We start from the raw sequence: 12,019 nt of genomic DNA, 5'->3' as shown, positions 1-12,019 counted from the left end.
GCTGATAATCAGTGGGGGATGAAGAACCCCCCACTGATTAAAGTTTCACTTTATTTTTCAATTTTTGCCCATTTGAAGTTTAATTGACCTGCAAAGTCTACCTGTACGATACCTTTCACATAAGAACGCTCTAAATAAGATTCTCCTTTTTGGTAAAGAGGGGCGATAACAGAGTCTTTAAATAATATTTTCTCTGATGCTAGTAATGCATCAAAGCGGGCTTTTTCATCACCGGCTAAAGTCGTTTTGACTTTTTCAATTGTGTCATCAAACTCTTTATTAGAGTAATGATCTAAATTGTAAGGGTTATTCGTTGTGAATAGTTCAAGGAATGTAATTGGATCAGCAAAGTCAGGGCTCCAACCGTCAATTCCAATTTCGTAGTCACCTTTTAATAAGAGTGAAACTTGTTGTTTACGCGGTTGCGGTTTTATAGTTACTGTTAATCCTTCTAAGTTCTTTTCTAGTTGTTCTTTTAAAAATTCTCCTGTTTTCTTCTCAAGATCACCATCACTTGTTAATAGTTCTAATGTAATCTTGTCAGAACCAAGTTCTTGTTTTGCTTTTTCCCATAATTCCTTTGCGTATTTTGTATCTGTTTTCGTTAAATCACCATTCGCAGAGCGGAAGTCTGTTCCATCTGGCCCTTTTGCAAAATTTTTCGGAACGAGACTATACGCTGGTGTAGATCCATCATTCAATAGCGTATTTACAAAGGATTTTTGATCAATTGCTTTATCGATTGCTTGGCGTGCAGAGACATTTTGAAGCACTTTGTTTTGTTGGTTCATACGTAAAAATTGTACGCCTACATTTGGACGTTCTTTAAAGTTTGCCTCTTTTTTATACTTATCAACAAAGTCAGATGTTAGTTTGATACGATCTAATTGTTTTGATTCGAATAAATTTACTTCTGTTGATTTTTCTTTCACAACGTTGAAATTGATTTCTTCGAGTTTGACATTATCTTTATCCCAATAGGTAGGGTTTTTCTTGAATTTAAAGCTCTGTTCATGCTTCCAATCGCTTAGTGTAAAAGCCCCGTTGTACAAAATTGTATTATCTTCTAAAGCGTACTTATCACCTTGTGCTTTAAAGAATTCTTCGTTAATTGGTAGAAATGTTGGGAACGCTGTTAAACTAATAAAGTACGGAACAGGACGCTCTAATTCTACTTCAAACGTATGGTCATCAACTGCTTTTACACCAAGTTGATCGGCTGGAAGTTCTTTATTGTTAATCTTTGTGGCATTTTTAATATCAAAGAATAAAAATGCATATTCAGAGGCTGTTGCTGGGTCAACAGCTCTTTGCCAAGCGAAGACAAAATCTTTCGCTGTAACAGGAGTACCGTTTGACCATTTTGAATCTCGTAAATGGAATGTATATTTTGTTTTATCACCACTTACTTCATGAGATTTTGCTACACCAGGGACAGGTTTATTACCTTCACCAAGGTTATACAAACCTTCAAATACGTTTCTCATTACTTGACCAGAATCAGTATCTGTAGCGCGAGCCGTATCCATTGTTCGAATCTCAGTAGGTGAAGATAAGTTTAAAACTTGCTTGTTAGGCGTCTTGTCTTTTGCGTTGGCTCCGCTAGCTTCGTTTTTATAACTACCGCAACCAGTTAATAAAATACTTACTCCTACAACTGATGCAATACCGGGTACAAACTTCTTTTTCATTTGATTTTCCTCCTAAATAGTTAATAAGATTGGATGATGATGAGGGAATGAAAAATAAAAATCCCTCTTTTCGTATTGAGAAAGAGGGATTTTTACGTACAAGTTATGCACCCGTATATAAACGAAGTCCCTCATTCTATCTTTCAAGCACAAAGCTTGCAGGAAGTGGCACAGTGTTCAAAAAGAACCTGTTGCCGAGGTTTCAAAGGGCCAGTCCCTCCACCTCTCTTGATACAATGAGTAAACAAATAAGTTTTATTAAATTTTGTTTTTCTTTGATAATTCAAAATCTTACACCTTGAAGAATGAAGTGTCAATCAAATGAAATATAGTTTAAATTTTCAGTTTTTTATTTTTAAAAAACCACTGCATATGTACAGTGGTTATCCTACTAGAAATTAAAGTTATCCGGATCTGGACCAACGCGATGATTTTCATTTAAAACTTGAATTGCTTTCATATCATCAGGGCTTAATTCAAAGTCGAAGATGTTCGCATTTTCAATAATGCGGTGTTCTTTAATTGATTTAGGAATCGTTACAACTTCATTTTGCAAATCCCAGCGTAAAATAACTTGTGCAGTCGATTTATTATATTTTGTAGCAATTTCTTGTAATGTTGGGTGATCAAGTAGTTGCCCCTGCATCAATGGTGACCAAGCTTCAAGCTGAATACCATGCTCTTTACAGAAAGTATGCAATTCTTCTTGCGTTAAACGTGGATGGTATTCCACTTGGTTAACCATTGGCTTAATTTCAGCAATTTCAAATACGTCTTGCAAATGATGAATATGGAAATTACTCACACCAATAGCGCGCACACGACCATCTTTATAAAGCTGCTCTAAAGCTTTCCATGATTCAGTGTATTTTCCTTTTACAGGCCAATGTACTAAATATAGATCTAAATATTCTAGACCTAATTTTTCTAATGTAGTTTCAAATGCTTGTAATGTTAACTCGTAACCTTGATCACTATTCCACACTTTTGAAGTGATGAATAACTCTTCACGAGGAATACCAGATTCGCGAATTGCCTGTCCAACGCCTTCTTCGTTTTTATATATCGCAGCAGTATCGATACTACGGTATCCATTTTTTATAGCTGCTTTTACAGAATCAATTACTTCTGTACCATCTTCCACTTTAAAAACACCTAAGCCGAACCAAGGCATTTTCACGCCGTTATGTAATGTTGTATAGTCGTTTAAACTTGTTAAAGTCATATTAATTCCCCCTAGCTTTTTTATTGGTTGCTTCAACTGCTTGTTGAATGACTTCTGAAAAATTATTTTCATATAGAGCTTTTAAGCCTTCAGCCGTTGAACCTCCTGGTGTTGTTACTTGTTCGCGGAGCATAGCTGGATCCTGATTTTGCTGGAGCATAGCAGCAGAGCCAGCAATCATTTGGATGACAAGGTGTTTTGCTGTTTCCTCAGCAATACCATAACTTTTCGTTGCTTCAATTAAACCTTCAGCAAAGTGATAGAGAAAAGCAGGTGCACTACCAGTAACTGCGGTAAGTTGGTGAACTTCCTCTTCGGTACAAGGTTGCGAGGTACCGATACCTTTTAAAAGAAGTTGTAACGTTTCTTGATGTGTTTCATTTACAGAACGTCCAGTCGTATATAAGGAGATAGACTTTCCAATTCCAGCAGCTGTATTTGGCATAATCCAGGCAACAGGTATCCCTTGGGGAAGTCTTTCTTCTAGATAAGATGGCCCAATTCCAGCAGCAACAGTCACGACAAATTGATTAGTTAGAAGAGGAGATAACTCCGTTAATAACTGTTCATGTGCAACAGGTGGCATTGCTAAAACAATGGTATCTACAGATGTAATATGCTGTTTCCAATCCGTTGTAATGGATATATCATATTGCTTTTGTAATTGATTCAGTTTTTCTACGTTGCTTCGGTTGGAAACAATAATTTCTTCGATGTATTCTTTACTTGTTGTAAGTAGTCCAGCAAATATAGCTTCTGCCATACGACCGGCACCAATAAATAAAATTCGATGTTTATTAGGCATATCCTTTATTCCTTTCTGATGAGAATATGTTATAAAAAACGATACCATTTTTAAGAGATTTTTGTAAAAAGAAAAGACTTATCGTAAGTAGAATGGATAATGAGGGGATTTTCAAGTAAGGGAATTCATGGTAAAAGAGAGGGCTATTCCTTATACTGTTGATAGGGAGTTTATTACACATCTGGGGAGAGATGAATATGGTCAGAAGTCCACTTTTTTTACTCATTTCTAGTATTATTTGCATATTGGTTGGGTTTTATATTCAATCAAGTTATATTGAAATTTTTGCATCGGTTATGGGTATTATTAATGTTTGGTTATTAGCAAGGGAAAAGGTATCCAACTTTTTATTTGGGATGATTACAGTTGCTGTATTTCTGTATATTTTCATCACACAAGGCTTATACGCAATGGCAGTATTAGCAGTCTTTCAATTCATATTTAATGTATATGGTTGGTATTACTGGATTGCGCGTAGTGGGGAGGAAGAGGTAAAACCGACAGTGCGCTTAGATTTGAAAGGATGGACTATTTATATACTTTTTATTTTCGTTACTTGGATTGGTTGGGGATATTATCAAGTCCGTTATTTAGAATCAACAAGTCCATATTTAGATGCTTTAAACGCTGTATTAGGACTAGTAGCTCAATTTATGCTAAGTCGAAAAATCTTAGAAAATTGGCATTTATGGATTTTGTATAACATAGTTAGCATTGTGATTTATATTTCAACTGGTTTATACGTCATGCTAATATTAGCTATTATTAATCTATTTTTATGCGTAGATGGTTTGCTAGAGTGGAAGAAAAACTATAAAGAGCGAGAATGTGTAAAAAATTATATTTAGAAAACAATTGTAATCAAAAAACCCCTGAAGCACATATGCCTCAGGGGTTTATTAATAGAATATAAGCTTATGCTTTCGTCATACCAAGCAATACAGCGCCGCCGATAATTAAAACACTACCTAGTGCAATAAAGATCAATTGACGTTTTGTTTTCTTTTCACCTAAGAAGACAATTGCGCCGAATGTTGAGATAACGATTCCAGTTTGAGATAATGGGAAGCTTGTTGCTACTCCAACACGTGGTAATGAAAGAAGTAAGAATAAGTTTCCTGTTCCCCATAGTAAACCAGATAAAGCATTACGCATTGCATATTTGTTAAATGGTTTATGTTTAGACGTCAGTACAACTGCACCAAAAAACATACCAACTGCCTGTGGTAAAATAGCAGACCAACCATCAATGTTATACCAACGAATAATAATTACATATACAAGATAACCGAAAGTAGAAACAATTAAAGTAAGAAGTCCCTTTTTCAATTGTCCTGGTGGCTGTGCATTTTCTTTATCATCTAATGATGTGAATACAACACCAACTACGATTAATAGGATTGCAATCGTTCCCAGAACAATCGTTGTAGTAGTAGTCCACTCACGAAAAGCGATAACTCCAAAGATAGTAGTTGCAACAAGTTGCATACCAGTAGAAATAGTTACAGTAGTTGAAACACCTAGTTTTTCAACTGTTTTTAATTGGTTTACTTGTCCTAAAGCCCAGAATAAACCTGAAATAAAGCCAACAATCAAGACTGTCATTGTTAAAGCTGGTTGAGTAAATACATACATAATTGTTGCGAAGAATAGAGCACCGATTGTCATACCTACCGTTTGGCTATATGCACCACCGCCCATTTTTACGCTTACTAATAAGATGTTTCCCCATGCAATTGCAGGAAGAAGCGCTAATAAAATGTCCATTACAAGACTCCCTTCGGTTTTCTATACCAATATAATTACATATCGTTCTAACGATCGGTAATGCCCCACTAATAGAGTAGAAGATTACCGATCGCTAAAACAGGATGAAGAATTCACGATATAAATGCGTTTTCATTTCTTCATTTTTTCAAACACCTCCATATAATAACAGGAAATTGCCTATTTTAGAAAGTAAATTCAAATAGAATGTATATTTAAATAAAAGGTAAAATTCAGTAATTTTTTGACAGTATATTTTATTTCTTAGGAAATAAAAAAACAGCTTTTGTCGAAAGCTGTTTTTAGGGGTTAGTAGTTTTTTTATTAATAAGCTGAATACAGAGCAGAAATAGGAGTGACATACTGATAGTGATAACTACAAGCGTCCAAGCAAGTTGCATATTACTTGCATCAATGGCCATGTAAATGGCTGTTGGGATTGTCTGTGTTTTACCAGGAATATTCCCAGCAAACATGAGTGTAGCACCAAATTCTCCTAGTGCACGAACAAAGCTCAAGATCATACCGCTTAGTAATGCAGGAAATGCAAGCGGAAGTGTAACGTGTAGAAAAACTTGATATTCACTGGCGCCAAGATCGCGAGCACCCTCTTCAATTTGTACATTTGCGATAGAAAATCCTGTTTTCGCCGATTGATACATAAGCGGAAATGCGACAACGGTAGAAGCAATGATAGCAGCAGTAGATGTGAACATAATGGACTGCTGAAATAATGATTCAATCCACTTTCCGATAGGGCTGTTATTTCCGAAAATGATAATGAGAAAAAAACCGATTACAGTTGGTGGAAGTACCATTGGTAATAAGAAAATAGTTTCTAATATTACTTTATATCGCCATGAGGAGCGTGCTAGCGCTCGCCCAATAATCGTTCCTAAAATTGTAACGATAATGGTGGCGCATGCAGCTACTCGTAAGGATAGAAAGACTGGTGACAAAATAGCATCAAAGTTCATAGCAATTATGATAGGACAGTAAATCCGTATTTCTTAAAGATAGATTGCGCATCTTTTGATTGTAAATACTCATAGAATGAAGTCGCCTCTTTCTTATGCTTTGATTCTTTTATAACGCCTAAAGGATAGTGGATTGGCTCATGAGAAGTAGCTGCTGCCGTCTCGCCAATTTTTACTTTGTCTGAAATGAGAGCATCTGTTTTGTATACAATACCAGCATCGACATTACCCGTTTCTACATATGTTAACACTTGGCGAACATCTTTTGTAAATACGATTTTGTTTTGAATATCATTCCAAAGATTTTCATGTGTGAGAGAAGCCTTTGCATATTTTCCCGCAGGTACAGATTCAGGTGTACCAAGTGCGATTTTCTTGATTTTTTCATCTTTTAAATCTTGAATTTTCGTAAGAGAACTATCTTTTGGTACGACTAAAACTAGTTCATTTCCAAGAAGATTTCTCCCTTCTTTTTCATTAATAAATCCTTTTTTAACAAGAGTTTGGAATTTATCTTCTGCTGCAGAGAAGAATAAATCAGCAGGTGCACCTTGCTCAATTTGTTGTTGAAGTGCACCAGAAGCACCGAAGTTAAAAGAAAGTTTAATATTAGGCTTTTTCTCTTTATATTGTTTTTCAATTTCTTTTAATGCATCTTGTAAGCTAGCAGCAGCTGATATAGTCAGTTCGACTGTTTTTGCCTCTTTAGCAGCTGACTTTTCTTTCTTTTCCCCGTTTGTACAAGCAACACTAAAGATAAGAAGGAAAGAAAGTATAAGTGCCCCAATAGATCGTAATGTAAATTTGTTCATAAAAAAATCCCCTTTCGTTTTGACATATTTAATTATAACTAAATATAACTAATTATAACTAGTTATAATTGAATATAATTTGAACGATATAGTTGTTTTTAAAAACTAGGAGAAATATTCTTTTCTTTGTTACAATGAAGGAAGAAAGTGAGGAATCGTCTATGGATCATCATTCCTACACAACGGAAGAAGTAGCAAAGCGATTAAAAGTATCAAAATTAACTGTATACGACCTAATTAAAAAAGGAGAACTTCCTTCATATAGGGTTGGTAGACAAATGCGCATTGATGCAGCGGATTTAGAACAATATATAAAACAAATGAAAACAGGTAAGGTACAATTTACTCCTGTAAAGAAGGACGAAATTAGTAGTTCGAATACACGCATCATTAGTGGTCAAGAACTAACGTTAGATATGTTGGCAAAACATATAGAAAATCGTCTGCCAAATTCTAATATATTAAGAGCATATCAAGGTAGTTTAACAAGTTTAGTGAAGATGTACCAAGGAGAAGGAAGCGTCGTTAGTTTACACTTATTTGATGGTGAAACGGGTGCATATAATGTTCCTTACGTAAAACGTATTTTAGTTGGACAACCATGTATTATGATCAATTTATTGGCAAGAAATGTGGGCTTTTATGTTCAAAAAGGAAATCCAAAGAAAATAAAGACATGGGCTGATATATCCCAATCCTCTATAAAATTTGTGAATCGAGAAAAAGGCTCTGGTATTAGGGTGCTAGTGGATGAACAATTACGAATTCAAAAGTTAAATAAAGAACATATTAGTGGATATGAATGGGAAGAATCAAATCATCTTGGTGTTGCTTCGCAAGTTGCGAATGGAAAAGCTGATGTTGGAGTAGGGTCAGAAAAGGTTTCGCAAATTGTAAATGTAGACTTTATTCCGATAATGAAAGAACAGTATGATTTAGTAATTTTGAAGAATAAAGAAAACGAAGAGCTTATTGAAGTTATGAAAGACATTCTGCAATCCGAAGAATTTCATAATGAGTTAAAAGCGATTGGCGGATACGATATTACGAAAACAGGCCAAATTATATATGAAACAAACTAAAAGGCTGCTTGTCTATAAGACGAGCAGCCTTTTCTATATAAAGGGGGTTGGGGAAACGAATTGTTAAACGAGACTTTGAGCAAGTGTGTAAATGAAAGCTGTAAGAAGAGCTGCTCCACTTGCAAGTCCGATAAAGTCTGATTTGTTAAATGTAATGTTGTTCATAATAATCTCTCCTTATTTGTTTAATGTAGTTGCAACTGCTTTTGCATCGACAAGTGCGGATAGCACCATGCCCATTGTGTTAAAAAAATTGTTCAATTTCATTTTGTTCATCATGCGTATCCGCTCCTTTTCGAATTGTTGTTGCCCTGCTTTATGTCTTAATTATATGAAATATAGCCGCCTGCAACTATCGAATTAGCTTACGTAAGACTTACACTTTTGTAAGAAAAAAAGACATTCATGTAAGAATGTCCTTCAAAGCATATTGATATGATGATGTTCTTCAATTTTTTTTAAAAAGCTACGCATTGAATTCGTCATATAGCTATCTTTACGACGTATAAAAACTGTTGAAATACTACCATATTTTTCAGGGATTGCATGGCAATGAACTTTACCTGCTTTGGAAAGATGCTGGACGGCAGACTGCGGTACGAGTGTAATTCCCAGGCCAAGTGCAACACTGTTTAATATTGTTTCTAATATGTTAAATTCCATAATTCTTTTTGGTAGCAAACCTTCATCTTTAAGCCATCGTTCTAGCTTGGAACGGTACCCACATCCTTGATTAAAAACGAGTAGGGGCGTCGTAGTAAATTCTTCTATATGAAAAGCTTTATTTTGTGTCACAAGCATTAATTGTTCTGTACTAACATCGTATTGTTCAATTAGTGGATGTTTAATAGGACCGGATATAAAGGCACCATCTAATTGATGATCAAGCACTTCTCTAATAAGCTCTTCCGTTAGACCGGCTTGTAATGATAAATCGACATTTGGATAGCTTTTATAGTAAGAAGACAAAATGGTAGGCAATGTACTTACTGTTTCGACTGTACCGATTTTTAATATACCAGATGGTGTTTCACTATCTAAAAACACTTGTTTTAGCTCTTCAACATCTTGCAAAATTTTATGAACATAAACGAGCATTTTTCTTCCTTCAGCTGTTAAAGTCATGCCTCGTTTATGACGGTAAAAGAGCGGTGTTTTTAATTCGTTTTCTAATTGTTTAATACGTGCGGTTACATTTGATTGTACGTAATTTAATTCCTTTGCTGCGCCACTTACACTACCGCGGTCGGCAACGCTCTGGAAGATTTGTAAGTCTCGTAATTCCATTTTATGATCCCCCTTGATGTTAACTATCATTATAAATGATAGTTAACATCATTTTGAATCATTTTACGTGATATATTTTTTCTTTTACAATTCTCCTTATGCAAATAGAAAGAAGCGGGGGATTGTGGTGAGAAAAGGTCAAATGATAATAGGTGCTTTGGCATGTTTAATTGCAAGTATGTCATGGGGAGCGATGTTTCCGGTTGCTGATCATGCGCTAGAATACATAGATCCGTTTTATTTTTCGTTTATTCGTTATGGAGCGGTAGCAATAGTGCTGATTGTATTATTGTTAATGAAAGAAGGAAAGAAAGCATTTCGGTTAGAAGGAAGAGGAAAGTTACTCGTCTTTTTTGGAACAATGGCGTTTACCGTATATAATGTATTAATTTTTCTAGGACAAATGTTAATGGGGAAATCAGGTGTAATGGTAGCTTCTATTATGGAGGCACTTATGCCGATGATTTCAATTTGTATTTTATGGGGATATAAACATATAAAGCCGAAGAAGTATATGATAACGAGCATGATTATCGCGTTTGTAGGGGCTATATTTGTTATTACGAAAGGCGACATGAGTTTCTTTTTAACATTGAAAGATAACATGTTTTCACTAGCATTTATATTTGTTGGTGTTGTAGGATGGGTTATTTATACGATGGGTGGTCAAACGTGTAGCGATTGGTCAACATTACGTTATTCTACGTTGACATGTGTATTTGGTACAACTGTCACAGGGATTATAACGGTAATCATTACGGCGCTTGGATATGTATCAATTCCAAGTATGGAAACGATCTCTATTGTGAAGTATGACTTGTTATTTATGATGACATTACCAGGTATCGTAGCACTACTTGCTTGGAACTACGGTGTGAAAATCTTATCGTCTATTAATGGCATTTTATTTATTAACTTTGTACCAATTACTACTTTAGTTATTATGATGATGCAAGGATATCAAATAACAATGTTTGATGTATTAGGAACATTATTTGTTATTGCAGCGCTTATTCGTAATAATGTTTGTCAGAGAAAAGAAGAAAATATAGATAAACAAATTCTGCAAGAAAAACAATTGCGTCAAGCTGTTTAATAGGCAACTGGAGGATTTTATATGTTAGAAAGTTTATTGTTTTTCTTTGCTGCTGGAGTTGCCTGCGAGCTTGCAGCAATTAATCGAAATGGTCGTAAGAAGATAGAACAGCAGGCTGAGCTGATAGGGCTTTTAAAAGAGTTGCAGGAAAGAAAAATTTAAAAAGACGACCGGGCATAGACGGTCGTCTTTTTCTATATAAAGGGGAAAGGGGACACAAAGTTATATAAGCGTAGCAGCGTAAATAAGAGCAGTAAGAAGAAGAGAGCCGCTAGCTAGCCCTAAAAAATCTAATTTGTTAAAAGTCATGTTATTCATTATAAATTCTCCTTACTTGTTTAATGTAGCAGCAACAGTTTTTGCATCGACAAGAGCGGATAATACCATGCTCATTGTAGTTAAGAAATTGTTCGTTTTCACTTTGCTCATCATATATATCTGCTCCTTTTCAAATGGTTGTTGTTACTTTCTGATTTAATTGTATAAGATAGTGGAGGGAGTCACTATCGAATTAGCTTACAAGAAAATTACACTTTTGTAAGAATTGAAATTTAACAATAAATACTTATTTTTATTACCAACTCCTAAAACTTAGTGTTATAATCGTTGTAAGAATATGATTCTAATTCGGATGTTTAGAAAGGAACGAAATGAATGTATAAACTAATTACATTTTCGTTGAAATATATATTTAAAACGGCTGGGAAAGTAGAAGTACAAGGGAGAGAGAAATTACCAGAAGGTGGCCCTTACGTTGTTGCTTGCACACATACAAGTTTTATGGACGTTTTAATGTTAGCGGCAGGAATGTACCCAACCCAAATTCATTACATGGCAAAAAAAGAATTGTTTGAAGGGAAATTTAAAAACTGGTTTTTTAAAAATGTAAATGCATTCCCTGTAGACCGTGCGAATCCAGGACCAAGCACATTGAAAATTCCATCGCGCTTATTAAAAGAAGGAAAAGTAGTAGGGATTTTCCCAAGTGGGACGAGGTCATCAGAAGACGTTTCATTAAAGGCTGGGGCTGTTACAATTGCAATGCGTTCTAACGTCCCGTTAATACCGGCAGCTTATGTTGGTCCGTCAAGTGTAAAAGAATTGATAAAAGGAAAAAAAGCGCAATTAGTTTTTGGAGACCCAATTCAAATTGATGCTGAAGAACAAATAGATCGAAAAACGGCTATGAAAATGATGACAGATGAATTAAATGCAAAGTTTGAAGAACTAAAGGAAGTTTTGCAGCCAAATCAAAAATAAGAAAAGGCGACCGGGCA

Annotated in this window: 14 protein-coding genes and 1 riboswitch; of the genes, 5 read left to right on the top strand and 9 right to left on the bottom strand. The window is 35.1% G+C overall.

Features of this window, described 5'->3' with window-relative positions; genetic code table 11:
- Positions 1–50 precede the first annotated feature (50 nt).
- From FT637_RS23700 to proC, 3 genes are all read right to left on the bottom strand, one after another.
- A complete protein-coding gene (locus tag FT637_RS23700) occupies positions 51–1,691 on the bottom strand; it encodes a peptide ABC transporter substrate-binding protein (protein ID WP_193648362.1) in 1,641 nt (546 codons plus the stop codon).
- 133 nt (positions 1,692–1,824) lie between these two features.
- Positions 1,825–1,929, bottom strand: a riboswitch (SAM riboswitch).
- A gap of 153 nt (positions 1,930–2,082) precedes the next feature.
- On the bottom strand, positions 2,083–2,916 hold the full coding sequence (locus FT637_RS23695; RefSeq protein WP_193648361.1) for an aldo/keto reductase: 834 nt from the start codon (positions 2,914–2,916) through the stop codon (positions 2,083–2,085).
- 1 nt (position 2,917) lies between these two features.
- Positions 2,918–3,721: a pyrroline-5-carboxylate reductase gene (gene proC, locus FT637_RS23690; protein WP_193648360.1), complete on the bottom strand. Its 804-nt coding sequence runs from the start codon at positions 3,719–3,721 to the stop codon at positions 2,918–2,920.
- A 197-nt stretch (positions 3,722–3,918) separates the two neighbouring features.
- Here proC and pnuC point away from each other — a divergent pair, with 197 nt between their 5' ends.
- Complete coding sequence (pnuC, locus tag FT637_RS23685; protein ID WP_193648359.1) at positions 3,919–4,569, top strand: nicotinamide riboside transporter PnuC; 651 nt, start codon at positions 3,919–3,921, stop codon at positions 4,567–4,569.
- A 67-nt stretch (positions 4,570–4,636) separates the two neighbouring features.
- Here pnuC and FT637_RS23680 read toward each other — a convergent pair whose 3' ends face one another.
- From FT637_RS23680 to modA, 3 genes are all read right to left on the bottom strand, one after another.
- Positions 4,637–5,488, bottom strand: coding sequence for a GRP family sugar transporter (locus tag FT637_RS23680; RefSeq protein ID WP_193648358.1), 852 nt, complete (start codon positions 5,486–5,488; stop codon positions 4,637–4,639).
- Between the two features lie 302 nt (positions 5,489–5,790).
- Complete coding sequence (gene modB / locus FT637_RS23675) at positions 5,791–6,465, bottom strand: molybdate ABC transporter permease subunit (RefSeq protein WP_193648357.1); 675 nt, start codon at positions 6,463–6,465, stop codon at positions 5,791–5,793.
- Between the two features lie 5 nt (positions 6,466–6,470).
- Positions 6,471–7,277, bottom strand: coding sequence for a molybdate ABC transporter substrate-binding protein (modA, locus tag FT637_RS23670; protein ID WP_193648356.1), 807 nt, complete (start codon positions 7,275–7,277; stop codon positions 6,471–6,473).
- Positions 7,278–7,411: 134 nt separating this feature from the next.
- Here modA and FT637_RS23665 point away from each other — a divergent pair, with 134 nt between their 5' ends.
- A complete protein-coding gene (locus tag FT637_RS23665; RefSeq protein WP_193648355.1) occupies positions 7,412–8,359 on the top strand; it encodes a substrate-binding domain-containing protein in 948 nt (315 codons plus the stop codon).
- A gap of 63 nt (positions 8,360–8,422) precedes the next feature.
- Here FT637_RS23665 and FT637_RS23660 read toward each other — a convergent pair whose 3' ends face one another.
- Complete coding sequence (locus tag FT637_RS23660) at positions 8,423–8,524, bottom strand: DUF3948 family protein (RefSeq protein ID WP_002091422.1); 102 nt, start codon at positions 8,522–8,524, stop codon at positions 8,423–8,425.
- A 255-nt stretch (positions 8,525–8,779) separates the two neighbouring features.
- A complete protein-coding gene (locus tag FT637_RS23655) occupies positions 8,780–9,646 on the bottom strand; it encodes a LysR family transcriptional regulator (RefSeq protein WP_193648354.1) in 867 nt (288 codons plus the stop codon).
- Positions 9,647–9,773: 127 nt separating this feature from the next.
- On the opposite strand from FT637_RS23655, the gene FT637_RS23650 reads away from it, so the two are divergent.
- Together FT637_RS23650 and FT637_RS23645 are read left to right on the top strand one after the other, a co-directional pair.
- On the top strand, positions 9,774–10,742 hold the full coding sequence (locus FT637_RS23650; RefSeq protein WP_193648353.1) for a DMT family transporter: 969 nt from the start codon (positions 9,774–9,776) through the stop codon (positions 10,740–10,742).
- A gap of 21 nt (positions 10,743–10,763) precedes the next feature.
- Positions 10,764–10,904: a YrzO family protein gene (locus tag FT637_RS23645; RefSeq protein ID WP_193648352.1), complete on the top strand. Its 141-nt coding sequence runs from the start codon at positions 10,764–10,766 to the stop codon at positions 10,902–10,904.
- A gap of 60 nt (positions 10,905–10,964) precedes the next feature.
- Here the strand turns inward: FT637_RS23645 and FT637_RS23640 are convergent, their stop codons facing one another.
- Entirely contained in the window at positions 10,965–11,060 is a 96-nt protein-coding gene (locus FT637_RS23640; RefSeq protein WP_193648351.1) for a DUF3948 family protein, read from the bottom strand.
- A gap of 336 nt (positions 11,061–11,396) precedes the next feature.
- On the opposite strand from FT637_RS23640, the gene FT637_RS23635 reads away from it, so the two are divergent.
- The gene (locus FT637_RS23635) at positions 11,397–12,002 is read left to right on the top strand and encodes a lysophospholipid acyltransferase family protein (RefSeq protein ID WP_193648350.1); all 606 of its coding nucleotides are present in this window, start codon (positions 11,397–11,399) and stop codon (positions 12,000–12,002) included.
- The last annotated feature ends 17 nt before the right edge of the window (positions 12,003–12,019 follow it).

The sequence above is a fragment of the Bacillus cereus genome (assembly GCF_015071065.1).
Lineage (GTDB): Bacteria > Bacillota > Bacilli > Bacillales > Bacillaceae_G > Bacillus_A > Bacillus_A cereus_BA.
The sequence above is the reverse complement of the archived record's forward strand: the minus strand, read 5'-3'. Positions and strand labels throughout refer to the sequence as shown.